Origin of the sequence: Streptomyces sp. NBC_01520, from assembly GCF_045040375.1 — a bacterium.
Classification (GTDB): Bacteria; Actinomycetota; Actinomycetes; order Streptomycetales; family Streptomycetaceae; genus Streptomyces.
The window spans coordinates 209,376-233,541 of the sequence record NZ_CP109404.1; the positions used below are offsets into that span (position 1 = coordinate 209,376).

General features: G+C 71.7%; 19 protein-coding genes. 13 read left to right on the top strand and 6 right to left on the bottom strand.

The annotated features are described in order from the left end of the window. The first annotated feature begins 73 nt into the window (after positions 1–73). Positions 74–1,432, top strand: coding sequence for an endo-1,4-beta-xylanase (locus tag OG524_RS00970; RefSeq protein ID WP_405393396.1), 1,359 nt, complete (start codon positions 74–76; stop codon positions 1,430–1,432). A gap of 177 nt (positions 1,433–1,609) precedes the next feature. Here the strand turns inward: OG524_RS00970 and OG524_RS00975 are convergent, their stop codons facing one another. After that, on the bottom strand, positions 1,610–2,704 hold the full coding sequence (locus tag OG524_RS00975; RefSeq protein ID WP_405392903.1) for a LacI family DNA-binding transcriptional regulator: 1,095 nt from the start codon (positions 2,702–2,704) through the stop codon (positions 1,610–1,612). A 224-nt stretch (positions 2,705–2,928) separates the two neighbouring features. Here OG524_RS00975 and OG524_RS00980 point away from each other — a divergent pair, with 224 nt between their 5' ends. The 11 genes from OG524_RS00980 to OG524_RS01030 are packed head-to-tail and all read left to right on the top strand — an operon-like array spanning position 2,929 to position 16,878. Continuing rightward, positions 2,929–4,197: an ABC transporter substrate-binding protein gene (locus OG524_RS00980; RefSeq protein ID WP_405808586.1), complete on the top strand. Its 1,269-nt coding sequence runs from the start codon at positions 2,929–2,931 to the stop codon at positions 4,195–4,197. Between the two features lie 11 nt (positions 4,198–4,208). Continuing rightward, a complete protein-coding gene (locus tag OG524_RS00985; protein WP_405392901.1) occupies positions 4,209–5,171 on the top strand; it encodes a carbohydrate ABC transporter permease in 963 nt (320 codons plus the stop codon). Next, positions 5,158–6,075, top strand: coding sequence for a carbohydrate ABC transporter permease (locus OG524_RS00990; RefSeq protein WP_405392900.1), 918 nt, complete (start codon positions 5,158–5,160; stop codon positions 6,073–6,075). Before OG524_RS00985 ends, OG524_RS00990 begins: the two co-directional genes overlap by 14 nt. A 45-nt stretch (positions 6,076–6,120) precedes the next feature. Beyond that, on the top strand, positions 6,121–6,885 hold the full coding sequence (locus OG524_RS00995) for an SDR family NAD(P)-dependent oxidoreductase (RefSeq protein WP_405392899.1): 765 nt from the start codon (positions 6,121–6,123) through the stop codon (positions 6,883–6,885). Beyond that, complete coding sequence (locus OG524_RS01000) at positions 6,873–8,660, top strand: heparinase II/III family protein (protein WP_405392898.1); 1,788 nt, start codon at positions 6,873–6,875, stop codon at positions 8,658–8,660. Before OG524_RS00995 ends, OG524_RS01000 begins: the two co-directional genes overlap by 13 nt. Before the next feature lie 3 nt (positions 8,661–8,663). Then, positions 8,664–10,649 carry a hypothetical protein gene (locus OG524_RS01005; RefSeq protein ID WP_405808590.1) on the top strand — a complete coding sequence of 662 codons (1,986 nt, stop codon included), beginning with the start codon at positions 8,664–8,666 and terminating at the stop codon, positions 10,647–10,649. Positions 10,650–10,652: 3 nt separating this feature from the next. Next, complete coding sequence (locus tag OG524_RS01010; protein WP_405392896.1) at positions 10,653–11,255, top strand: DUF624 domain-containing protein; 603 nt, start codon at positions 10,653–10,655, stop codon at positions 11,253–11,255. Next, the gene (locus tag OG524_RS01015) at positions 11,252–12,331 is read left to right on the top strand and encodes a DUF1565 domain-containing protein (RefSeq protein WP_405392895.1); all 1,080 of its coding nucleotides are present in this window, start codon (positions 11,252–11,254) and stop codon (positions 12,329–12,331) included. Before OG524_RS01010 ends, OG524_RS01015 begins: the two co-directional genes overlap by 4 nt. After that, positions 12,319–13,482 carry an SGNH/GDSL hydrolase family protein gene (locus OG524_RS01020; RefSeq protein ID WP_405392894.1) on the top strand — a complete coding sequence of 388 codons (1,164 nt, stop codon included), beginning with the start codon at positions 12,319–12,321 and terminating at the stop codon, positions 13,480–13,482. The genes OG524_RS01015 and OG524_RS01020 overlap by 13 nt, the downstream gene beginning before the upstream one ends. Positions 13,483–13,490: 8 nt before the next feature. Further along, positions 13,491–15,899, top strand: coding sequence for a polysaccharide lyase 8 family protein (locus tag OG524_RS01025; RefSeq protein ID WP_405392893.1), 2,409 nt, complete (start codon positions 13,491–13,493; stop codon positions 15,897–15,899). Positions 15,900–15,903: 4 nt separating this feature from the next. Then, the gene (locus OG524_RS01030; RefSeq protein WP_405392892.1) at positions 15,904–16,878 is read left to right on the top strand and encodes an acetylxylan esterase; all 975 of its coding nucleotides are present in this window, start codon (positions 15,904–15,906) and stop codon (positions 16,876–16,878) included. Between the two features lie 15 nt (positions 16,879–16,893). On the opposite strand, the gene OG524_RS01035 is transcribed toward OG524_RS01030, so the two are convergent. After that, positions 16,894–18,468 carry a phytoene desaturase family protein gene (locus OG524_RS01035; RefSeq protein ID WP_405808593.1) on the bottom strand — a complete coding sequence of 525 codons (1,575 nt, stop codon included), beginning with the start codon at positions 18,466–18,468 and terminating at the stop codon, positions 16,894–16,896. A gap of 143 nt (positions 18,469–18,611) precedes the next feature. Here OG524_RS01035 and OG524_RS01040 point away from each other — a divergent pair, with 143 nt between their 5' ends. Next, positions 18,612–19,241: a DinB family protein gene (locus tag OG524_RS01040; protein WP_405808595.1), complete on the top strand. Its 630-nt coding sequence runs from the start codon at positions 18,612–18,614 to the stop codon at positions 19,239–19,241. A gap of 7 nt (positions 19,242–19,248) precedes the next feature. Here the strand turns inward: OG524_RS01040 and OG524_RS01045 are convergent, their stop codons facing one another. The 4 genes from OG524_RS01045 to OG524_RS01060 form a co-directional block, all read right to left on the bottom strand. Beyond that, positions 19,249–21,519: a tetratricopeptide repeat protein gene (locus OG524_RS01045; RefSeq protein WP_405392889.1), complete on the bottom strand. Its 2,271-nt coding sequence runs from the start codon at positions 21,517–21,519 to the stop codon at positions 19,249–19,251. A gap of 27 nt (positions 21,520–21,546) precedes the next feature. Beyond that, the gene (locus OG524_RS01050; protein ID WP_405392888.1) at positions 21,547–22,446 is read right to left on the bottom strand and encodes an oxygenase MpaB family protein; all 900 of its coding nucleotides are present in this window, start codon (positions 22,444–22,446) and stop codon (positions 21,547–21,549) included. Positions 22,447–22,702: 256 nt separating this feature from the next. Next, positions 22,703–23,860: a methyltransferase gene (locus OG524_RS01055; RefSeq protein WP_405392887.1), complete on the bottom strand. Its 1,158-nt coding sequence runs from the start codon at positions 23,858–23,860 to the stop codon at positions 22,703–22,705. 59 nt (positions 23,861–23,919) lie between these two features. Beyond that, positions 23,920–24,132, bottom strand: a complete 213-nt coding sequence (locus tag OG524_RS01060) for a hypothetical protein (RefSeq protein ID WP_405392886.1) — start codon at positions 24,130–24,132, stop codon at positions 23,920–23,922. Between the last annotated feature and the right edge of the window lie 34 nt (positions 24,133–24,166).

Genomic DNA, 24,166 nt, shown 5'->3' on the forward strand with positions numbered 1-24,166 from the left:
GCGCTCTGTTGGATCCGCCCGGCATCCGGAAGAAGAGGCTGGAAACGCGATGGCACAGATATCCCCCGGCGGCATGTCCGCCCGCCGGCACCTGCCGGCCCGTACCGGACGGGCAATGTCCCTCGTCACGGCCGGTGTCCTCGCCGTGGCGGGCGTGGTGTCGCTCGCCGGTCCGGCGGAGGCCGTCGGTACGCTCGGCAACGCCGCGGAGGCGAAGGGCCGGTACTTCGGCACGGCGGTGGCCGCCAACCACCTCGGCGAGGCGCAGTACGCGTCCACGCTGGACGCCCAGTTCGACTCGGTCACGCCCGAGAACGAGATGAAGTGGGACGCCGTCGAGGGCACCCGCAACTCGTTCAACTTCTCGTCCGCCGACCAGATCGTCAGCCACGCCCAGAGCAAGGGCATGAAGGTACGGGGCCACACGCTCGTCTGGCATTCGCAGTTGCCGGGCTGGGTCGGCGGCCTGGGCGCCGCCGATCTCCGTACGGCTATGAACAACCACATCACGCAGGTGATGACCCACTACAAGGGGAAGATCGACTCCTGGGACGTGGTGAACGAGGCGTACCAGGACGGCAGCAGCGGGGCGCGCCGCAGTTCGCCGTTCCAGGACAAGCTCGGGAACGGCTTCATCGAGGAGGCGTTCCGTACCGCGCGTACGGTCGATGCCGACGCCAAGCTCTGCTACAACGACTACAACACCGACGGTCAGAACGCGAAGAGCAACGCGGTCTACGACATGGTGAAGGACTTCAAGCAGCGTGGTGTGCCGATCGACTGCGTCGGCTTCCAGTCGCACTTCAACAGCAACTCCCCCGTCCCCTCCGACTACCGCGCCAATCTGCAGCGCTTCGCCGACCTCGGTGTCGACGTGCAGATCACGGAGCTGGACATCGAGGGATCGGGCTCGGCCCAGGCCGCTTCCTACACCAGTGTCGTGAACGCCTGCCTGGCGGTCTCGCGCTGCACCGGCATCACGGTGTGGGGGGTCACCGACAAGTACTCGTGGCGCAGCAGCGGCACCCCGCTGCTGTTCGACGGGAACTACGACAGGAAGCCGGCGTACGACGCGGTGCTCGCCGCGCTCGGCGGGTCCCCCGGTGGCGGCGACGGCGGCGGTTCCGGCAGTTGCACGGCCACCTACACCCAGACCGCCACCTGGAACGGCGGTTACAACGGGCAGGTGACCATCAAGGCCGGCAGTTCGGCGATCAGCACCTGGACGGTTCCGGTGACCGTGACGTCGCCGCAGAAAGTCTCCGCCACCTGGAACGGCTCGCCCACCTGGGACTCCAGTGGCAACGTCATGACGATCAGGCCCACGTACAACGGGAGTCTCGCTGCGGGCGCCTCGACGTCCTTCGGGTTCACCGTCAACACCAACGGCAACACCTCGGCTCCTGTCGTCGGTTCCTGCACCGCCTCATGAACTGAGCCGGTCACCGGCCGGGACCGGGAGGGGTGAAGCCCGCAACCGTCCCTCCCGTCCCGCACCCCGCCTCGTCCGGTCCTCCAGACCGGGCGGGGCGGTCCGCCGTCATCGGGGTCCGGGGCCGGCTGCTGTGCGGGGCCCGACGCGGAAGGGCCGAGGCATGAGCCGACCCCGTCACCCCCGCTCAGCCTCCGCGCGGCCCGCGCCCGTCGCGGCGAGGGCCGGGGACGGCGCCGGCGCCGTCGATTCCCGTACGACCAGCCGGGGCCTGATCAGCAGTGAACGTCCGGCACCCGGGGCCGAGTCGATCCGGGCCCGCAGCTGCTGGAAGGTCTCGGCCGCCATCTCCGGAAGCGGCTGGCGGACCGTGGTGAGCGGGGGTTCGAAGAGGTCGGCGAGCAGGATGTCGTCGAAGCCGACCACCGAGATGTCCCGCCCCGCGCTGAGCCCCGCGTCCTTGGCGCCACGGCAGATCCCGATCGCGCACATGTCGTTGATCGCGACGAAACCGGTGGGCGGGTCCGGCCGCGACAGCAGCTCCCGGGCGGCGTTCCGGCCCAGTTCGGCGGCGTTCTTGTCCCCGAATTCCGTGGTGTCCGCGCCGGGCCACACGATCGCGTCGGCCGGGTCGAGGCCCGCCGACTCCAGCGCGGCCCGGAAGCCGCGCAGTCGCTCCCGGCGGTTGACGCTGTTGACCGAACCCGAGACGAACGCGAGTCTTCGGTGGCCCAGATCGATGAGATGACTGGTGGCGAGCTCGGCGCCCATCGCGTTGTCCACACTGATACTGGACAGCGACGCCGGATCGCCCGACTGCGCGGTGCGGTCGAAGGCGACCATCTTCAGGCCCCGGCTGAGCAGCGGGGCCACATGGTCGAGCGAGGGCAGCGAGGAGCACAGGACCACCCCGCTGACCCCGTCGGCCAGCAGTTCCTCCCCGTACTTGAGCTCACGGGCGGGATCCCGCTCGCTGTTGCACAGCAGTACGTGGTAACCCTCGGCCAGCGCGATGGCCTCCAGCTCCCTCGCGAGCGCGCCCCAGAAGGGGTTGGCGACGGACGGCACGATCAGGCCGATGACCTTGATCCGGCCGGTGCGCAGCATGCGCGCCGCCCGGTTGGGCCGGTAGCTGAGCTGCTCTATCACCTGCTCCACACGAGCGAGGGTGGCCGCCTGCATACGGTCGGTACGTCCGTTGAGGACGTTGGAGACCGTGCTCGCGGAGACTCCTGCTGCCTCCGCGACCTGATGGATCGTTACCCCGCTCATGCCACCTCCGGTTCGGAACGCACTGCTGACCCTAGTGTATCGATTTACTGAACGTACTTCACCGGTACACCCGTTAACATCCCTGAAAATTCATGTGCATCAGCTGTTGACGCCGCTCTCGGAGCGTTCTTAGCATCAGTGCATCGATTTACCAGCACTTCTCGGCCATGACTGAGATGGCATCGCTGGATCGATCCACCGACTCCACCTCAAAAGGGGTGCCCATGGAACTCAACAGACGGTCCGTCCTCGCTGCCATCGGCGCGGGTACCGCTGCCGCCGCCCTCGCAGGCTGCGGCGGCGGCTCCACGGCGGCAGGTTCGGCGGACGGCCCCGCCGAGGGCGAGATCACGCTGCTCACCCCGATCTACGAGGGTGCGAAGGGCAAGACCCTGCTGGAGGGGAAGATCCTCGGCGGGTTCCGGAAGAAGTATCCGGACGTCAAGGTGAACGTGGACTACACCACGTATCTGCAGCTCAACGAGAAGATCACCACCGGTCTCGCGGGCGGACTGCTGCCCGACGTGCTGATGATGGGCGTCGGCTGGATCCCTCCCTTCGCCGCGAAGAAGGCGATCGCCGAGCTTCCCGAGGAGCTCGCCACCGCGCACGACTACGAGAAGCGCGTGCTGGAGCCGTCACGCTACGACGGCAAGCTCTACGCGCTGCCCGTCGTCCTCGACACCCGCATCGTCGTGTACCGCAAGGACCACTTCGCGGAGGCCGGGATCAAGAAGACCCCGGCCAACTGGGCGGAGCTGCGCGCCGTCGCGAAGCAGTTGACCGGGGGCGACCGCATCGGATTCGACCCGTTCTCCATCGATCTGCGCCAGTGCTGGGAGACCTTCCTCTTCGCCAACGGCGGCCAGTTGTTCAGCGCGGACGGCAAGAAGGTGCTGTTCACGGACGCGCGCGGCGTCGAGGCACTGCAGTTCTTCAAGGATCTGGTGAAGGACGGCTCTGCCGACTACGCGAAGAAGACGGACGCCGGAGCCCCGTCCAACGTCCAGACGGGCAAGGCGTCGATGATGATGTCGACGAGCGCCCTGTGGGTGCAGGCCAAGGAGCAGAACCCGGAGCTGATCGAGGACGACAAGCTCGGTGCGTTCGTCCTGGCCAACCGCAGGCCGGCCATGCTCCAGGGCGGCACGCTCGTCACCCAGTCGGCACGGTCCAAGCACCCGGCCGCCGCCCGCGCGCTCGTCGAGTACCTGTCTAACCCCGAGTCGATCCTCGGCGCGGCGGAGCAGCGCGGCTCGGTTCCCGGTCTCCGGGACCTCAACGAGTCGGGTTACGTCAAGGAGAACCAGTTCGTCGATCTCTCCCTGCAGAACCTGCAGCACGCCGTCTCGGAGGGCGGCACCGCTGCCTGGATGGAGATCCGCGAAAAGATCAAGCCGACGCTGGAGCCCGCGATCGTGGGCGGTCAGTCCGCGAAGGACGCCATCGCGGAGCTCGGCCGTCTCGCCGAGGCCGCCATCGGCCGGATGTAAGGACCGACACCGTGGCAACATCCGTAGTGAAGGCACGGCCCGCCCGGCCGCCTTCCCCTCCCGAGACCTCCGCGACGAAGCGTCCCCGCCGGGCCCCCACGGGCCCGGGGCGCCGTCGGCGCCGCGCGGGCATGCTCATGGTGGCGCCCGCGCTGCTGCACGCCTCGCTGTGGATCGGTCTTCCGGTCGTGGTCTCGGTGGCCCTGGCCTTCACGAAGTACGACGTGCTGACGGCGCCGGAGTTCGTGGGCCTGGCCAACTTCCGGGACATGCTGGACGACGCGGTCTTCCGCAAGTCCGTCGTCAACACGCTCGTCTACACCTTCTTCACGGTGCCCTTCGGCATGGCGCTCGGCCTGCTGGTGGCACTGGCCCTGCACACGGGGCTCAAGGCGCGCGGCCTCTTCCGTACGGCGGTGTTCCTGCCCCAGGTCACGGCCACCGTCGCGATCGCCCTGGTCTGGCTGTGGATCTACAACCCCGGCAACGGGCTGCTCAACGCGCTGCTGTCGTTCCTGGGCATCGACGGGCCCGCCTGGCTCTCCTCGACGACGTGGGCGATGCCCTCGGTGATCCTGGTGGGGATCTGGCAGGGCATCGGCATGAAGATGCTCATCTATCTGGCCGCGCTGCAGTCCCTGCCGAAGGAGCTGTACGAGGCGGCTTCGGTGGACGGGGCGTCCAAGGTCCGGCAGTTCTTCTCGATCACGCTGCCGCTGCTGAAGCCGGCGACGTTCTTCGTGCTGATCACCTCGATGATCACGGCCTTCCAGTCCTTCGACCAGATCTACATCCTGACCGACGGCGGCCCCGCCAACAGCACCACGATGATGACGTACGAGATCTACAAGTCCGCCTTCCGGGAATTCCGCGTCGGCTACGCCAGCGCACAGTCACTGGTGCTCTTCGTGCTGCTGATGGGCTTCACCCTGGTCAACAAGCGGATCATGGGAGGCAGTCGTGGCCACAGCTGAGCTGCAGAAGCCGGCACCCGCGCCGAGGGTCGTGGCCGAGAGGAAGCCGGTCTCCGCCGGCCGGATCGCGCTCTACGTGACGCTTTCCCTGGTCTCCCTGCTGATGGTGGTGCCGTTCGCCTGGATGGTGCTCACCTCGCTCAAGACGCCTGTGGAGATCGCGTCGCAGGATGCCGGACTGCTCCCGGAGCACTGGGAGTTCGGGAACTACGCCGACGCGCTGAAGGCAGCGCCGTTCGCCACGTACGCCCGCAACAGTCTCATCATCGCGACCAGTCACACCGTGCTCAACGTGCTGATCGCGTCGATGGCGGGATACGCCCTGGCGCGCATCAGGTTCCGCGGCAGCGAGATGATCTTCTATCTCTTCATCGCGGCGCTCATGATCCCCACCTACACCAAGGTGCTGCCCGAGTTCCTGATCGTCCGCTTCATGCCGCTGGCCGGCGGGAACGACATCCTCGGCCAGGGCGGCAGCGGCTGGCTGGACAGCTGGTGGGCGCTCATCATCCCGGGGGCGGTCACGCCGTTCGCGGTCTTCCTCTTCCGGCAGTTCTACCTGGACCTGCCGGTGGAGCTGGAGGAGGCGGCCCGGCTCGACGGGCTCGGCGAGTTCCGGATCTACACCCGGATCATGAGCCCGCAGGTCAAGCCCGCGTTCATCACGGTGGCGCTGCTGACCTTCGAGTCCTCGTGGAACAACTTCCTCTGGCCGCTGCTGGTGACGCACACGGACAGCATGCGGGTGATCCAGGTGGGGCTCTCCGTCTTCAAGACGGAGAACGGCACCCAGTGGCACTTCCTGATGGCCGGCACCACGCTCGCCACCCTTCCCATGGTCGTCCTCTTCCTCATAGGCCAGCGCTACTTCGTGCAGGGCTTCGCAACCGCCGGTCTCAAGTGACCGGTTCCGGCCCCTCGTGGGCCGGTCACCGAAAGGGCTCCACCCATGTCTGCTGAACTCAACGGCTCCCGCGCACTGGTGACGGGAGCGGGCCACGGCATCGGTCGCGCCATCGCCGTCGCCCTGGCACAGGCCGGCGCCGACGTCGCCGTCCACTACCACTCCTCCGCCGAGGAGGCCGCGAAGACGGTCTCCGAGATCGAGGCGCTGGGCCGCAGGGCCAGGGCGTTCAAGGCCGACGCGACGCTGAGCGGCGAGGTGGACACGCTGGTCGAGGAGGCCGCCGGATTCCTCGGCGGCCTGGACATCCTGGTCTGCAACGCGGGACATCTGATCGGCCGCGAGAAGATCGCGGACATGTCGGACGACCACTTCGACCAGGTCATCTCCGTCAATCTGACGTCGGCGTTCCGCACGGTGCGGGCGGCGCTGCCGTATCTGACGCAGTCCTCCGCCGGGCGCGTCATCACGATGTCGTCCCTGGCCGCGCACAACGGCGGCGGCCCCGGCTCGGTCGCCTACGCGGCCGCCAAGGCGGGCATCCGCGGCTTCACCAAGGGCCTGGCGAAGGAGCTCGCGGGTACGGGCATCACGGTCAACACCGTCGCGCCGGGCTTCATCAAGGGCACCGCCTTCCACGAGACGTTCACCGCTCCCGAGGCCCAGCGGGCGATGGAGGCCGGCATCCCGGTCGGCCGGGCCGGCACGCCGGAGGACGTCGCCCACGCGGTCGTCCATCTGGCCCTGCCCGCCTCGGGCTTCCTCACCGCCACCACGGTGGACATCGACGGTGGCGTGTGGCCGCGTTGAGGCGCATCGCCCGGGAGCGGGGCGGCTGGTGGCACGCGTACGTGTGCCCGGCGCACGGGGTCGAGCTCGACCACGGCGATCTCCTCGGCGGGGTCTTCCCCGAGGACGGCGCGCGCTGCTCGCACGGCTGCCGGGTCGACACGGAGGCGGTGCGCGGCGCGTGGCTGGTGCTGTCGCACCAGGCGTGGGCACGGCATCTGCGGGTGCTCGCCCATCACGGCGACCGGGCGGAGGCGGTGGCCGGGCTCGCCGAGTACGCCGAGGTGTACGCGGGCCTCGCCACGGAGCGGCACGGCGAGGCGCAGGCGTGGATGCTGCGCGGCCGGCTCTTCCACCAGGCGCTGACCGACGCCATCTGGGCGGTGAACATCGGGCACGCGGTGAGCACGCTCGCGGCGACGGGCACGGAGGATCTGGCGGCGGTGCTGCCGCTGCTCGACGACCTGGAGCGGGCGGCGCTCGACGCCCGTGACGTGCTGACCGGCCAGGGGCACCTCGCGTCCAACTACACCGCGTGGCTGAACGCGGCAGGCGTCGCCACGAGCCGGGCGGCGTCGGCGGCCCGCGGCCGGGAGTGGGACGGCGCGAAGCAGTGGCTGGAGGGTGACCACGGCCTGTACGCCCATCTTCGGGTGGCGGTCGCGGACGACGGCTGGGAGTGGGAGGGCAGCACCTACTACCACGGGTTCGTGCTGCGGGCGGCCCTGCTGGCGCTCCGCTCCACCGATCCGAGGGCGATCCCGTCCGACGTGGTGGGGGTGCTGGCCGGGATGACGGACGTCCTGGCGGCGATCGCGACGGACGGCGGCATTCTGCCGGCGCTGCACGACGGCCCCTACCTGCGTCGCCCGCTGGCTCTGGAATGGCTCGAACTGGTGGCGCTCGCGCAGCAGTTGGTGCCGTCCGAGGCGCTGGAGGCGGTGGCGGCACGGGCCCGGGCCGAGCTCGGCACCCAGGACGACGGGCTGGACCGGGAGCTCGGCGGCTGGTTCGCCGGGCCACCGCTCCCCCGCCGCCCGGCTCCGGGTCCGGTCACCGTGTTCCCGGCGGCCGGTTACGGCGTGGTGCGGGTGGCGGGCGTCCACGCGCTGCTGGACTTCGGTCCGCACGGGGGCTCGCACGGGCACCGCGACAAGCTGTCCCTCTATCTGTACGGGGCGACGACGCCGTGGCAGCCGGACCCCGGCCAGGTGCCGTACGCGCACGCCGAGTTCCGCGATCTGTACACCTCCACCGAGGCCCATCCGGCGTTCCGGGTGGACGGCGCCGAGCAGGCGGAGTGCACGGGCGCGCTGCTGGACTCGGACGCCGTCTCGGTGACCGCCGAGGTCACCGAGGCGTACGAAGGGGTGCGCGCGGTACGGCGGGTGGTGGCCGGCGACTGCTACCTGGTGGACCTGCTGACGGTGACGGGCCGGGAGGCGCGCCGGATCACGGCCCAGCTCCGCCCGGGAACGGAGCTCGACATCCAGCTGCAGGCCGCCGGCCCCGTACGCACCACCTGGTACGGAGACGAGACCCTGCACGGCTGGCACACCCACACCCCGGGGGTGCCGGTCCGGCCGGTGACCCGGCCGGGGCCCGGTCCGGCCGACGATCCGCAGCGCGTGCGCACCCGGGTCGACCTCACCGCCGAGGCGGACCGGGTCACCTTCGCCTCGGTGTACCAGGCGGCCTCCGCGGGCCCCGCGGTGAGTGACGTACGACTCGACGGCGAGGAGCTGACGGTGGATCTGGCGGACGGTTCCACCGCGCGCTTCCGGACGGAGGGCTGATCCTTGCTGCTGTCCGCCACGCCGCCACCGGGCGCTCGCCCCGCGCAGGAGGTCCGGCTGCGGGAGGAGGCCGCGCGCCATCGCGGCCTCACCCCGCCCCGCACGCACCCCCTGGCCAGCATCACCTGGCTGGGCCCCGCCGCCTCCAACCCGGCTCTGGCGTACCGCGTCACCGGCGACGGAGCGCATCTGGCGGAGAGCCGGCGCTGGATCGAGGCGGCGGTGCGGCTGCCGCACTGGGGCCGGGCCCACATGCCGGACCACGACCTGGACGCGGGCTGGCTGCTGCACCATCTGTCGCTGGCCTACCGGTGGATCGGTGACGACCTGCCGGACGGGGTGCGGGCGCTGCTGCGGTACAAGCTGCTGCTGCAGGGCCGCCGGATGTACGAGTTCGCGGTGGCGAGCGAGGGCCGCTGGTGGTCGTCCTCGTACTGGCAGAACCACAACTGGATCTGTTACGCGGGCCTGGCGACCGCCGGTTACGTCCTGGGCAAGGAGGAGTGGACCCAGCGTGCCAAGGACAATCTCGGCACGGTCCTGGACCTGATGCCGGCCGACGGTTCCCATGCCGAGGGCGTCGTGTACTGGCGCTACGGGGTGCCGTTCCTGGCGATCCATCTGGATCTCCTGAAGGAGGCGGAGGGTGTCGACTGGTGGGAGCGCGGCGGGTTCCTCGCCAACACCTTCCGCTACCGGCTCCACCAGACGGCGCCGGGTTTCGCGTTCAACGTCGATCACGGCGACTGCCACGACCGGCGGAGCGGCCACAGCGCCGGGCTGTACTACCGGCTCGCCGCCCAGTACGGCATCCCGGAGGCCCGGTGGATGGGCGATCTGGCCTCGGGCGAGCTGCTGTGGCAGGAGGCGGCGGAGAGCGGGGTGCGGCCGGGAATCCTGCCCGAGGCCTATCTGGAGTACCTCTGGTACGACCCGTCCGTCCCGGCGGCCCGGCCCACCGAGACCCGTGCGTTCTTCCCCGATCTCGGGCTGCTCGCGGCCCGCACCGGGTGGGACGAGGACGCCACGCTGGTGTCGTTCAAGGCGAGTCCGGGTGGTGGCCACACCGCGTGGGAGACCTCGGCGAAGCACCGGGACGAACTGGGCTGGGAAACCCTGAACCAGGGTCACCACCACCCGGATTCCGGCTCGTTCGTGCTGGTCTCGCAGGGGGCGTTCCTCGCCGTCGACGAGGGCTACAGCAACCGCAAGCGGGCGGCGCACCACAATCTGCTGCTGGTGGACGGACAGGGGTACGCGGACGAGAACCGCTACCACGTCTACAAGGACATCCCGTACGAAAGGCAGGCCAGGCAGCGCGATGTCCTGGTGGGCGCCGAGACCGGCTGGGCGCACGCCACGGCGGAGATCGCCGCGATGTACGACCCCGCGCTCGGCGTCCGGCGCCTGGACCGGACCCTGGTGTTCACCCCGTCGGGACGGCTCGTGCTGCTCGACCTGGCGGAGGCGGACGCGGAGCGGGAGTGGACGTTCCTGCTGCAGACCGACCGTCCGACCGAGCCGCGGCCGGACGGCAGCCGGCTGATCAGGTCGGGCGCGGCGACCGCGCTCGTACGGCAGTTCGCACCCCACGACGCCTCGGTCACCTGCGAGGTCACCGAGGTGGAGGCCAATCCGACCTCCAGTACGCCGGAGCTGCGTCTCACGCGGACGCTGCACACGCTGCGTTCGACGGCCCCGCGGGCCTCGGACGGTCTCTTCCTCACCGCCGTCGTGCCCGGCGGGGAACCGGCCGGTGAGCGGATCGAGTGCCTCGACGGGCACGGGGTCATGTTCGCGGAGACCGGGGAGAGCGTCCTGCTGTCCCCCGTCGCCCGTCGGATCCGTACGGCACGGGTGAGCGCCGACGGCGCCGCCGTGCTGATCCGGGCCGGCTCCGCACCGTACGTCGTGCGGTGCACACTGCTGGAGCTGGACGGGCACGTGCTCCTCGACGTGCCGGAGCCCTACACAGGAAAGGTCGGCTGAATCATGCAGGCAACCCTCTCGTCCGGCTGGCCGACGCTGCTGCGGCGCCTGGAGTACCTCGCGTATCCGGCCGTCGCCGGGGCGGCGTGCACCTTGCTGTCCCTGGGCGTCGTGACGTGGCTGCCCGCACTCGCGGCCATGGCGCACGCGCTGCAGCTGTGGCGGACGGAGGGTGACAGCCGCGTGTTCGTCAACGCGTTCGCCGCGTTCCCCCGTTACTGGCGCGCGCTGTGGCGGCACGGGCTGCTGTCGACGGCGGCAGCGGTCGTCCTCGGCGCGAACATCGTGTATCTGCTGTCCCGTTCGGAGCCGTGGACCTTCGTCGTGCTCGCCGCGCAGGTGGGCATCGCCGCCGCGCTCGTCATCCATCACATCGCCCTCGCCGCCGAGGCCGGACTGACTCCGCGGGGCTCGGTCCGTACCTGGTCGGCCGGGGCGCTGGCGCTCGGCTTCGGGTCCCCGGCCCGGGGCACCGCACTGCTCGGCGCGGTGGTCTCCGCCGTGCTGCTCTCACTGGTCGTACCGCTGGGGCCGCTGTTGCTGGGCCCCAGCATCCCCGTACTGCTCGCTCTGTCCTTCGCTGATCCCAGGAGGCACACCTCATGAGCCACGCACTGCGCACCACCCTGGCCGCCGCTCTGGCCGCCGGCACCTCGCTCCTTCTCCCGGCGCCGTCCGTGGCCGCCGAGGCGGCGACGGCGTACTACGTCTCGCCGACCGGCAGCGACTCCAACGCCGGTACGTCGGCGGGGGCGCCGCTCGCCACGATCCAGAAGGCCCTCGACCTGGCCCCCACGGGCGCGGTGGTGAACCTCGCGGCCGGCACCTACCGGCAGGACGTGGTGACCAAGCGCTCCGGTGTCACGCTCACCGGCCCGTCGGGCGCCGTGGTGAAGGGGGCCGGCGGCCCCCGGATCATCCAGGTGCAGCACGACTCGACGACGCTGAGCGGCTTCACGGTGGACGGGCTGCACGGCTCGTCCAGCGATGTGGCCGGCTATCGACTGAAGCTCATATATGTCATGAGCACGACCCCGGGGAACGGGGTGGGAGCCCTGCACATCACCGGGATGACGCTGAAGAACGCCGCCGACGAATGCCTGCGGCTGCGCTATCTGGTCACCGGCGCGGAGGTGAACGACAACACGATCACCAACTGCGGGGTCGCCGACTTCAAGTTCGGCGGGGGCGGCAAGAACGGCGAGGGCATCTACCTCGGCACGGCCCCCGAGCAGCAGGGCGCGAACGGCGCCCCGGACGCGGCGGCGGACATCAGCAGGAACAACCGCATCCACCACAACACCATCGCGACGCAGGGCAACGAGTGCGTCGACGTGAAGGAGAACTCGACGAACAACTACGTCGAGTACAACGACTGCAGCGGCCAGAAGGACGCCAGCTCCGGCGGACTCGACGCCCGGGGCAGCGGCAACATCTTCCGCTACAACACCGTGCACGACAACGTCGGCGCCGGTGTCCGGCTCGGCGGTGACACCGCGGCCGACGGCACGGACACGAGCGTGTACGGCAACACCATCACCGGCAACGCGGGCGGCGGCATCAAGTTCATGCGCACCCCGCAGGGCCCTGTGTGCACCAACACCATGAGCGGCAACACCGGCGGCAACGCGGTCGGCACCTACGCGAGCGAGTACAACCCGACCGGTGCGTGCCCGCAGTGACCGGCCGGGGGCCCGCGAGACGCGGGATTCTGGCGGCGGCAGCGGCGGGCGTGGCCGTGGTGGCGGCCGCGCCCGGAGCCCGGGCCGCGACGACAGCGCGTGACGGTGACGGCGGCGGGTCGCGCTGGTCCACGTCCTGGGCGACGGCGCAGACCGCGCCGACCGGGACCGACACGGTGGCCGCCCACGGACTCACCGACGGTGTGTTCACGGCCGTCCTGCGGCTGTCGGCCGGCGGGCAGGTGCGTCTGCGGTACGGGAACGCCTTCGGGGCCGCACCGGTCCTGATCGGTCCGGTGACGGCCGGCGGGCGGGCGGTGACGTTCGGCGGGAAGCGGCAGGCCTGGCTGGCCGCGGGCGCGTCCCTGACCAGTGATCCGGTCCACGGGCTGAGCGTGCCGGCGGCTTCGCGGCTGACGGTGGAGACCCGGCTGCCCGGCCCCACCGGGCCCCTGTCCTTCCACCGCAACACCCATGCCTCGCACACCGTCGACGGGGTCCGCACCACCTCCGTGTTCCTGCTCACCGGCGTCGAGGTGACCGGCGCCCACGGTCCGGTGCTCGCCGTGCTCGGCGACTCCATCGCGGAGGGCGTCGGCACACCCGACGACGCGGACCTGCGCTGGCCGGACCAGCTGGCCCGGCGGCTGCCCGGATCGGCCGTCGCCAACCTCGGTGTCAGCGGCAACCGGCTGCTGCTGGACGACGCCCGGTTCGGGCCGGGCGGACAGGCCAGGTTCGACCGCGACGTCCTCTCGCTGCCCGGACTGCGCACCGTGCTCGTCCACCTGGGCATCAACGACCTCCAGCAGCCGCCCTCCCAGACGGATCCCGCACTCGTCCTGGCCGGCTACCGCCAGCTCGTCCTGCGGGCCAGGAACGCGGGGCTGCGGATCGTCGGCTCCACCATCACCCCGTTCGAGGGATGGATCCGCTGGACACCGGAACTCGACGCGGTCCGGCAGCAGATCAACCGCGCCGTACGCACCGGCCTGCTGTTCGACGCGGTCGCCGACTTCGACGGCGCCCTGCGTGATCCCGCCCGTCCCTCGCGCCTGCTCCCCGCGTTCGACAGCGGCGACGGCCTGCACCCCAACCCTTCCGGTCACGCCGCGCTCGCCGCGGCCGTCGACCGCCGACACCTCCTGTGAGGGCCCGCATGAATCCAGGCACCAACAGTGGAACCACCCGACGTACCGTCCTGGCCGGAGCGGCGGCGCTCGGCGTGGCCGTCACCCTGCCCCTCACCCTTACGTCCGGGGCCGCGCACGCGGCCGCCGGGGACGCGGCCGCGCTGCGGGTCCGCTGGCACACGCTGCTCACCGGGGGCGCCGGTCTCGACCTGGCGGACGAGCGGATCGCGGCGGCGGTCGCCCGCACCGGCCGTGCCGCGACCACGGCGGCTAAGGGCATGGACCCGTCCCGTACCGACGGCCTGTTCGCCGACCTGACCAGCACCACGCTCTCCAACCACGTCACCACGTCGTTCAAGCGGCTGGCCACGATCGCCACCGCGTGGGCCGTACCCGGCACCCCGCAGCACGGGGACACGGCACTCGCCGACCTGCTGCTCGCGGGCATCGACTGGATGCTGACGCACCGGTACGGCGCCGAGCACACCCGGTTCGACAACGACTGGGACTGGGAGATCGGCTCGGCGCTCGCGCTCAACGACGCGTCCGTGCTGCTGTACGACGTGCTCGGCACGGAACGTCTGGCCCGGATCAACGAGGCCGTACGGCACTACACGCCCGACCCGAACCTGTGGCGGGCGGACCGGCAGATCGCGACCGGGGCGAACCGGGTGTGGATCTCCACCGTGGTCGCGGTCAACGCCGTCCTGCGGGACGACGGGGACGCCCTGGCCCGGGTGCGCGACGCTCTTTCGGACGTCGAGGGTTCGGGTGCCAACAGCGTCCTGGCCTTCAACGACCGGGCCGACGGCTCGGCGGGCACGGGTGAGGGCTTCTACTCCGACGGCTCGTTCCTCCAGCACTACAAGCACCCGTACAACGGCGGCTACGGCAAGGAACTGCTCAACAACCTCTCCCGGCTGCTCAATCTGCTCGCGGGCACGGACTGGACGGTCACCGACCCGGATCTCGACAACGTCCGCGGCTGGGTCGACGACGGTTTCGATCCGCTGCTGGCCCGGGGCGATGTGATGGCGTCGGTGTGCGGCCGTGAGATCGCGCGTCCCAGCAAGCAGGGGCACACCTCGGCACAGACGGTCATCGAGGCGGTGCTGCGGCTGATCCCGAGCTTCCCGGGCGACACGGCCGACCGGTTCACCGCGCTGGTCAAGCAGTGGATCGCCGAGGACACCTACCGGGACTTCCTGGCCGTCACCGATCTGGCCTCGCTCGTCGCCGCCCGCCGGATCCTCGACTCGTCCGTCCCCGCGCGCGGCCCGCTGGTCGCCCACAAGCAGCACCCCCGGATGGACAAGGCGGCGCACCACAGGCCGTCGTTCGCGCTGGGCATCTCGGCGTACTCGAGCCGGATCTACAACTACGAGTCGATCCAGAACGAGAATCTGCACGGCTGGCACCTCTCCGACGGCATGGTGCTGCTGTACACCGACGACCTCGGGCACTACAGCGAGGACTACTGGCCCACCGTCGACGCCGCCCGGCTGCCGGGCACCACGGTCGTCGCGGGCCGGCCGGCGGACGCGGCGGGGCAGCGCACGACGAGCACGGCCGACTGGGCGGGCGGCACCGCGCTGCCGGGGACGACGCTCGGTGCGTACGGCATGGAGCTGCGGGCGTACGGGAGTTCGCTGCAGGGCCTCAAGAGCTGGTTCTGTCTGGACGACGTGATCGCGTGCGTGGGCTCCGGGATCACCGCGGACGCGGGGACGGTGGAGACCGTCGTGGAGAACCGCAAGCTGCGCGACCCGCGCGCGGCACTCCTCGTCGACGGAATGGCCGCCCCCACGGACGCCGGCTGGTCGGCGCGGCTCGACGGGGTGCGGTGGCTGCACGCCGAGGGCACCGGCGGCTACGTCTTCCCGAAGCCCGCCACGCTGCGCGGCCTGCGTGAGGAACGCACCGCGACCTGGCGGGAGATCAACCTCAAGTACGGCACCGACACTCCGGTGACCCGCTCCTACCTGACGCTGTGGCAGGACCACGGCGCGGCTCCGGACGGTGCGGGCTACTTCTGGCTGCAGGCCCCGGCCGCCTCCGCCGCGCGCACCAGGCAGTGGGCGGCGGCGCCCCCGGTGGAGCTCGTCTCCGACTCGACGGCGGTGCACGCCGTGCGCCGTCGCGCGGACGGTCTGCTCGCCGCGAACTTCTGGACCGCCGGCACCGCCCAGGAGCTGACCGCAGACGGACCCGCCTCGGTGCTCGTGCGGGTGGACGGCCCCACGGTCAGGGTGGCGCTCTCGGACCCGACCCAGCTCCGGTCCTCCGTCGCCGTGGACCTCGCCCGGCGCGGCCTGAAGGTCGTCGCGGCGGACCCGGGCGTCCGCGTCACCTCCACCGGCCGGGGCATCCGGATCACCGCCGACACGGCGAACCTGCACGGCGCGACCCTCAACCTCACCCTGAAGAGGAGCTAGACCCTTGCTGTTCGACATGCCCCTGGAGCGGTTGCGCGAGTACCGGCCGCAGCCGGAGGAGCCGGCCGGCTTCGACGCCTTCTGGGAGAAGACGCTCACCGAGACGGCCCGGAACGACCTGGACGCCACCTTCGTCCCGTACGACGCCGGATTCGCGACCGTGGACGTGTTCGACGTGACGTTCTCCGGCTGGGGCGGCCAGCGGGTGAAGGCGTGGCTGATGCTGCCGCGCGTCCGCTCCGGGCCGCTGCCCGCCGTGGTGCAGTACATCGGCTACAACGGCGGGCGCGGCATCCCGTACTCCTGGCTGACCTGGAGCGCGCTCGGCTACGCCCACCTCGTCATGGACAACCGGGGCCAGGGCGGCGGCGGCAAGAACACCGCGGACACCCCGGACTTCGGCCCGGACGGGCACGGCTCCTCCTCCCCCGGGTTCGTCACCCGCGGCATCGAGGATCCCGCCCGGCACTACTACGGGCGGCTCATCACCGACGCGGTGCGGGCCGTGGACGCGGTGAAGGCCCACGAGGCCGTGGACCCCTCCAGGGTCGCGGTGCTCGGCGGCAGCCAGGGCGGCGGTCTCGTCCTCGCGGTGGCCGGGCTGCGTGACGACGTGGCGGCGGCGGTCGCCGACGTGCCGTTCCTGTGCCACTTCCGGCGCGGGTCGCAGATCACGGACGCGGGTCCGTACGCGGAGATCGCCCGCTGGCTGTCCGGTCACCGCTTCCGGGTCGAGGAGGCGATGGAGACCCTGTCGTACTTCGACGGGATGAACTTCGCGGCGCGGGCGACCGCTCCGGCGTGGTTCTCGGTCGGGCTGATGGACCGGATCTGCCCGTCCTCGACCGTGTTCGCGGCGTACCACGCGTACGCCGGCCCGGCCGAGATCGAGGTGTTCCCCTACAACGGGCACGAGGGCGGCGCGGAGTACGACCTGCCGCGCAAGCTCTCCGCATTGCGCGGAGTGTTCGGCCAGTAGGCGACGGGCGGTCCGTCACCGGCCCAGCGCCGCCATGGCGGCGTTGTGGCCGGGCACCCCGCTGACCCCGCCGCCGCGCACCGCGCCCGCCCCGCACAGCAGGACGTTGGCGTGCGCGGTCTCGACGCCCCAGCGGCCGGTGCCCTCGGTGGCGTACGGGAAGGACAGGTCCCGGTGGAAGATGTGGCCGCCGGGCAGCCTCAGGTCCGCCTCCAGGTCGAGCGGTGTCTTCGCCTCGATGCACGGCTCGCCGTTGCCGTCGAGGGCCAGGCAGTCGGCGATGGGCTCCTCCAGATGGCTGTCGAGTTCCGCGAGGGTGGCCTTGAGCAGGACCGCGCGCGTCGCCCCGTTGTCCGCGGCGAAGAGCCGGGCGGGGGTGTGCAGCCCGAAGAGGGTCAGGGTCTGGTAGCCACGGGCCGCGAGGTCGGGGCCGAGGATCGACGGGTCGGTCAGTGAGTGGCAGTAGATCTCGGACGGCGGGGCGGCGGGCAGCCGTCCCGCCGCCGCGTCGCGGTAGGCGTCGGCAAGCTGTGTGTACCCCTCCGCGATGTGGAACGTACCGGCGAACGCCCGGTGCGGGTCGACGGCGTGGTCACGCAGTTCCGGCAGCCGGGTGAGCAGCATGTTCACCTTGAGCTGTGCGCCCTCGGCCGGGGCGGGCGGCTCGTCACCGAGGAGCGAGGCCAGTGCCTGCGGCGAGGCGTTGACCAGGACGCGGCGGGCGCCGACCACCCGTTCGCCGTCGGGCGAGCGGACCGTGACCTCCGCGCGGGCGCCGTCCGTGTCGATCCGGGTGGCCTCGTGCAGGACGCGGATCTCGGCGCCCGCCGCCCGGGCCGCCCCGGCCAGTGCGTCGGTGAGCGCACCCATCCCGCCGACGGGCACGTCCCAGTCCCCGGTGCCGCCGCCGATCACGTGGTAGAGGAAGCAGCGGTTCTGGAGCAGCGAGGGGTCGTGGGCGTCGGCGAAGGTGCCGATCAGGGCATCGGTCAGCACGACTCCGCGTACGAGGTCGTCGGTGAACCGCTCCTCGACGGCGACCCCGATGGGCTCCTCGAACAGGGTGCGCCAGGCGTCCGCGTCGTCGATCCGGCTCCGCAGCACGTCGCGGGCCGGCAGGGGTTCGGTGAGCGTCGGGAAGACCCGCTCGGCGACCCGCTGGGTCATCGCGTAGAAACGCTGCCAGGCGTCGTACTCGCGGTCGTCGCCGGTGAGTTCGGCGAAGGACGCCCGGGTGCCGTCGCCGCCGACGAGCAGCCCGGTGGCCCGTCCGCCGCGCACGGCCGGGGTGTACGAGGACACCGTGCGCTTGCGTACGGCGAAGTCGAGGCCGAGATCGCGGACGATCTTCGGCGGGAGCAGCGAGACGAGGTACGAGTAGCGGGACAGCCGGGCGTCGATCCCGTCGAACGGGCGCGTCGAGACGGCCGCTCCCCCGGTGGTGCCGAGGCGCTCCAGGACGAGGACGGACTGCCCGGCGCGGGCGAGGTAGGCGGCGGCCACGAGGCCGTTGTGGCCGCCGCCCACGATCACCGCGTCGTAGCGGTCGTGCGCGGGTGTGCCGGGTGCGGGTGTCTCGTCCGTGGGCATGGACTCTTCGTAACACGGGACGATCCCTGCTGGCCAGAGCACCGTGACGGGCCGTGGGCACGGAAACGGTGCGCGGCGCGGGGTGCTGCTGTGGCAGGGTGCTGCCTTCGACCGCTCTGCCCGTCCTCGCCGCAGGAGAGTCCATGGCCACACCGCCGGCACGTCTGATCCCGCTGCTGGAGCAGTTCGACCGGGCTCGCGAGCGCCTCGGGAACCGGATGACGGGCCCGTTCGTGGACAGCGGCAACGGCACGGGCGTCGAGGCCCCGGTGATGACGGACGAGGAGTACCTGTGGGAGCCCGTGCCGGGCTGCTGGTCGGTCCGCCGCCGGAGCGCCGGTCCCGGCCCGGCCGCGACCCAGCTCGCCGGTACGGGCGAATGGGGGCGCGACACCACGTCGCCCCCGCATCCGTCGCCCCCGCCGTTCACCACCCTCGCGTGGCGTCTGAGCCACCTCACCGAACTGCTGACGCTGCGCGCCGACCACACGGCCGGCGGGCACACCCTGACCCGGGACGACCAGCGGGTCGTGGGGGACGCCGCCGGGGCGATCGCGGCCTTCGAGGCCGGGGCCGCCGCGTGGCGTGCCGCGCTGCTCGGCGTCGACGACGCGGCGCTCGACACGGTCGGGTACAGCACCTATCCGCACGGCAGCGACCCGGAGGACCCGTTCATCGACATCGTCTGGTGGGTCAATCAGGAACTGCTGCACCACGGGGCCGAGATCGCGCTGCTGCGAGACCTCTACCGCGCTCGGGCCCAGGGGGCCTGAGCGCCGCTCAGTGCGGCTGCGGGCCGCCCTGCCCGCACAGGTCGGCGACCCGCCGGTACAGCTCCACCGCCTCGGTGCCGCGGCCGAGCTGTTCCAGGCAGTACGCCTCGTCGTTGCGGCTGGCGAGTGCGTCGGGGTGGCCGGCGCCCAGGACCCGTTCGCGGGCCTCGGCGACCGCCCGGTAGTCGGTGAGGGCGTCGGCCCACCGGCCGAGCCAGCCGAGTCCGACGGCGACCTCCCGGCGGCTGACGAGCGTGTCGGGGTGGTCGGGGCCCAGGGTGCGTTCGCGGATCGCGCACACGTCGCGCGACTCGACGAGGGCTTCCTCCCAGCGGGCCATCCGTCCCAGATTGACGCCGAGGCCGTGCCGGGCGCGCAGTGTCTCCTCGTCCGCGGGCCCGTCGATCCGGGTACGGTCCTCGACCAGCGCGCGGTACAGCTCCAGGGCCTCGGCGCTGCGGCCGAGCCTGCCGAGGCTGATGCCGACCTCGTAGCGCGCGGACAGGGTGTCGGGGTGGTCGGGGCCGAGGACGACGGCGCGGGCCCGCGCGACCTCGCGGTACGTCAGCAGGGCCTCGTCCCAGCGGTCCAGCCGGCCGAGGGTGTACGCCACTTCGTACAGGGTGACCAGGGTGTCCGGGTGCGTCGCCCCGAGCAGCCGGGCGCGGGCGTCCGCCACCTCGCGGGCCATCCGGTACGAGTCCTCGACGCGGCCCAGTCGGCTGAGGCTGAAGGCCAGGTTGTGGCGGCAGCGCAGGGTGTCCGGGTGGTCCGGGCCCATGGAACGCTCCCGGGACGCGAGCACGGCGGCGTACACCTGGTGGGCCTCGACGTGCCGGCCGAGCTGCCCAAGGACGTACGCCGTCTCCTGGCGGACCGCCAGCGTCTCGGGGTGGTCGGGGCCCAGGGAGCGTTCGCGGCCGTCGGCGACCCGCACGAAGGCGCGCAGCGCGTCGGCCGCGTGTCCGGTGCGGCTGAGGGTGAAGGCGACCTCGTACCGGCTGGTGAGGGTGTCGGGGTGGTCGGGGCCGAGGGCCTGTTCGCGTGCGTCCGCGACCGACCGGTGCACCTCCGCGGCCTCCTCCCAGTGACCCAGGCGTGCCAGGTTCAGCCCGGCGCTGTGCCGGCCGGCCAGGGTGGCGAGGAACTCGGGCGACGGGGTGGGGCGCGAGGTCCGGGCGGCCGGGGGGCCGGGGAGGGGCAGCAGTCCGAGCCCGGTCGTCCATGCCCCGGTCAGGCCCGCCGAGTGGTCGACGGGCGCGGTGCCGAGGTGGGCCGCGCCGGTCGCCTTGTGCCCGGTGGTCATGTCGCGGGTCCAGGAGGGCAGCCGCGGCGTCCGGGAGACGGCCGGCGGGCCGGGGTGCAGGACGGGCACGGGCGGGGCGAGCCGGAACCTTCCGGCCTCGGGTCCGCGGGGCTGTTCGCCGGTACGGCCGAGGGCGATGCGCTGTCGCAGGTCGCTCGCGTCGGCGGGCCGTTCCCCGGGCGTCTTGGCCAGCAGGTCCAGGACGACCCGGTCGAGGAACCCCGGCAGTTCGGCGCGATGGGTGCGCAGCGGTTCGGGCTGGGTGTCACGGTGTCCGACGAGCACCGCCCAGGCGTCGTCGAGGTCGAACGGCGGTACGCCCGTGGCGATCTCGTAGAGGACGCAGCCCAGTGAGTAGAGGTCGCTGCGGTGGTCGACCTCACCGCCGCTGATCTGCTCGGGCGACATGTAGTGCGGGGTGCCCATGGCGATTCCGGTGCCGGTGAGCCGTGAGCTGAAGCCGATGTCGTGGCCCAGCCGGGCGATGCCGAAGTCGCAGATCTTCACGGTGCCGTCGTCGAGCCGCATGATGTTGGCGGGCTTGAGGTCCCGGTGCACGATGCCCTGCTGATGGGTGTATCCGAGGGCGTCGGCGACCTGCTCCGCGATGTCGACGACGTCGGGGACCGGCAGCGGGTGCTGCTTGTTGTCCTCCAGGAGCTGGCTGAGGTTGCGGCCTTCCAGGAGCTCCATGACGAGATAGAGGACGCCGCCCTCGGACTCGCCGAAGTCGTGGACGACGGTGACGCCCCGGTGCTGGAGCGCGGCGGCCACCCGTGCCTCGCGGCGGAAGCGTTCACGCAGGATGCGGGTGAAGGACCGGTCGTGCGGGGGGCCCATCGGTTTGAGGCATTTCACGGCCACGTGGCGGCCCAGCGATTCGTCGCGGGCACGCCACACCTCGCCCATGCCGCCGCGCCCGATCATGTCGAGCAGCCGGTACCGGCTCTGGATCAGCCTGGTGTCCGCCATCGCCTGTTGTCGCCCCCGTTGCTTCGCCTACTGCTGCGCCCTCCCCGGCGCGTCCAGTATGGCGGCCTGTCTGCGGAGTTTGTACGGGGCGGGGCGGCTGTCGGGACCGAGTCGTTTCATCGCCTTCACGATGTGTCCGGGCGGCAGGCACCAGCGGAGGCGTGCGGGGATGCGGCGCAGGGTGGCGCCGGTGGTGCGCAGCCGGCGGTCGACGGCTTCCCGGGGCGGCGCCGGCCTGCCGTACAACTCGTGGGCGTACGGGGGCAGGGAGTCGTAGGCGAGTGCCGCCACACGCCGCCACACCAGTGCGCGCGCAGGTGTCAGCAGGGCGTGGACCGGTGGGCTGCGCAGGAAGTCGTCGACGTCCCGCGCCTCGGGACCGGCGGCGAGTTCGGGGCGGACCTGTCGGAGGTGGGCGGCGAGTGCCGCGGCCGTCGCGGGGACTCCGGCGGGGTCGAGGCCGACGAGACGGGCGGAGACACGCTGTTCGTCGACGTACCGGTCGGCCTGGGTGTCGGTGAGGGGGAAGCCGGAGCGGCGCTGTACCTGGAGGTAGGAGTCGACCTCGGCGCAGTGCACCCAGAGCAGGAGTCCGGGTTCGTCGACGCCGTAGCTCTCGCCGGTCGCCGGGTCGGTGGCCTTGAGGAGGCGGTGGATCCTGCGGACCCGGGCGCCGTACCTCTCCGCGGCCTCGGTGGTGCCGTAGGTGAGGGTGCCGACGAAACCGGCGGTGCGCATCAGCCGTCCCCAGGCGTCCTTGCGGAAGTCCGAGTTCTGCATGACACCGCGGACGGCACGCGGGTGCAGTGCCTGGAGGTAGAGGGCGCGTACGCCGGCGACCCACATCATGGGGTCCCCGTGCATCTGCCAGGAGACGGAACCGGGGCCGAACAGCCCGGGGTCCGCGTCTCTCGTGGGCTCGTCCATCGGCTCGTACCTTCCGCTCGACTGGGGAACCGGGAGGCCTCGCGGCCGGGTCGTCGTGCCGGGGTGCGGTCGTGCTCGGAAGATCGCGAAACGTACGGTGACGCCGCCGCGTCGGTACATGCATACCGCAACCGCGCACGTTCCGGGGAGGGGTGGGGCCCTGCCGAACTGTGCGCGCCGGAGCCGGGCCGCCACGCCCGTGGGACGCGGCGGCCCGTGGTGCCGTCCCGGCCGGGACGGCCTGTCCTGAGCCGGGTCAGCGCTTGACGGCCCGCAGGACGACGAACTTGGGGTCGCCGGCCACGGTGGTGCAGTTGCCGAACGTCCGGCGCAGCTGCGTGTGGTAGCCGAGGTGACGGTTGCCGACGACCCACAGCTCACCGCCGGGGCGCAGCGCGGCACGCGCACCGTGGAACATGTTCCGGGCCGTGGCGTCCGAGACCGCCTGGTGCGAGTGGAACGGCGGGTTGCTGAGGACGAGGTCCACGCTCCCCGCGGGCAGGCCCGCCATCACGTCCCCGACCAGGAAGTCCGCCTTGGCGTCCGGTCCCGTGTTGGCCCGGAAGGTCGCCTCCGCGGACGCGACCGCCTGGTACGACTCGTCGATGAAGGTGACGGAGGCTTCGGGGTTGGCGAGTGCGGCGGACAGCCCCAGGACGCCGTTGCCGCAGCCGAGGTCGACGACGCGGTCGGCGCCGGTCCGCCCGGGCAGGTGCTTCAGGAAGAAGCGGGTGCCGATGTCCAGGCGCTCGGCGCAGAAGATCCCGGCGTGGTTGGTGACGGTCCGGCCGGAGACGGCACCGACGTCGTCGGGCAGGTCGTAGTGGTACGGCCAGGGGCTGGGGCTCCTGGTCAGCGCCGGATCGGGTGTGCAGAAGATGAGCCGGGCCTTCTTCACCGCGAGGGAGGTGCGGGTGGGGCCGATGATCCGCTCGAAGAGTTTGAGGGTGGAGGTGTGGATCTCCTTGACCATGCCGGTGCCGATGACGACGGTCCCGGCGTGGACGGCCGGCGCGAGCCGGTGCAGCTGGTCCTCCAGGAGCGCAAGGCTCTTGGGCACCCGTACGAGCAGCACGTCGATGCGCTCCGGCGGAGTGTCGCGCACCGACTGCATGCTCACCGAGTCCGGGTCGCCGCCGTTGCGGACCAGATTGGCCGCGGTGGCGCGCTGCGCGAGATACGAGTCGGTGATCTGTACCGGACGGTGTCCGGCCAGCGCGGTGGCGAGGGCGCCCCAGCGGTCGCCGACCACGGCGACGGTGCCGGACAGGGCGACCGGCTCGCTGTCCTGCTCCCCCTCCAGCCGGCGCAGCAGGTACTCGTCGGCGGCGTCCCACGCACGGAACGGGTCGCGCGGGTCCTCGGGAAAGCGGGCGAGATCGAATGCGCCCTGTGACGTCGTCAAACGGTTCATATTGCGTTCAGGCTAGCCGAGTGGCGGGGAGCGTTCCGCACGCTCCCCGCCGCGGGTTCCTACGGAAGCCGCTTGTCCAGGGCCGACCGGCCCTCCTCGGCCAGCCTGCGCCGTGCCCACTCCAGGGTCTCCGGGGTCAGGTCCCGCCCGGAGGCGAGCACCAGGTCCTCCGCGGCCGGCCGGTCGTTCCCACCTGTGTGCAGCAGACGGTCGGGAGTCACCCCCTGCTCCTCCGGCACGGATGCGGATGTGGTTTCGGACTCTTCGCTCATGCCGCCTCCTCGTCCTTGCGGCAATTCTCGCGCC

Excerpts from the sequence above, each read along its gene's own strand:
- OG524_RS00970 (WP_405393396.1), top strand. The coding sequence starts at position 74 with ATGTCCGCCCGCCGGCACCTGCCGGCCCGTACCGGACGGGCAATGTCC.
- OG524_RS00975 (WP_405392903.1), bottom strand. The coding sequence starts at position 2,704 with ATGAGCGGGGTAACGATCCATCAGGTCGCGGAGGCAGCAGGAGTCTCC.
- OG524_RS00980 (WP_405808586.1), top strand. The coding sequence starts at position 2,929 with ATGGAACTCAACAGACGGTCCGTCCTCGCTGCCATCGGCGCGGGTACC.
- OG524_RS00995 (WP_405392899.1), top strand. The coding sequence starts at position 6,121 with ATGTCTGCTGAACTCAACGGCTCCCGCGCACTGGTGACGGGAGCGGGC.
- OG524_RS01010 (WP_405392896.1), top strand. The coding sequence starts at position 10,653 with ATGCAGGCAACCCTCTCGTCCGGCTGGCCGACGCTGCTGCGGCGCCTG.
- OG524_RS01015 (WP_405392895.1), top strand. The coding sequence starts at position 11,252 with ATGAGCCACGCACTGCGCACCACCCTGGCCGCCGCTCTGGCCGCCGGC.
- OG524_RS01025 (WP_405392893.1), top strand. The coding sequence starts at position 13,491 with ATGAATCCAGGCACCAACAGTGGAACCACCCGACGTACCGTCCTGGCC.
- OG524_RS01035 (WP_405808593.1), bottom strand. The coding sequence starts at position 18,468 with ATGCCCACGGACGAGACACCCGCACCCGGCACACCCGCGCACGACCGC.
- OG524_RS01040 (WP_405808595.1), top strand. The coding sequence starts at position 18,612 with ATGGCCACACCGCCGGCACGTCTGATCCCGCTGCTGGAGCAGTTCGAC.
- OG524_RS01045 (WP_405392889.1), bottom strand. The coding sequence starts at position 21,519 with ATGGCGGACACCAGGCTGATCCAGAGCCGGTACCGGCTGCTCGACATG.
- OG524_RS01050 (WP_405392888.1), bottom strand. The coding sequence starts at position 22,446 with ATGGACGAGCCCACGAGAGACGCGGACCCCGGGCTGTTCGGCCCCGGT.
- OG524_RS01055 (WP_405392887.1), bottom strand. The coding sequence starts at position 23,860 with ATGAACCGTTTGACGACGTCACAGGGCGCATTCGATCTCGCCCGCTTT.
- OG524_RS01060 (WP_405392886.1), bottom strand. The coding sequence starts at position 24,132 with ATGAGCGAAGAGTCCGAAACCACATCCGCATCCGTGCCGGAGGAGCAG.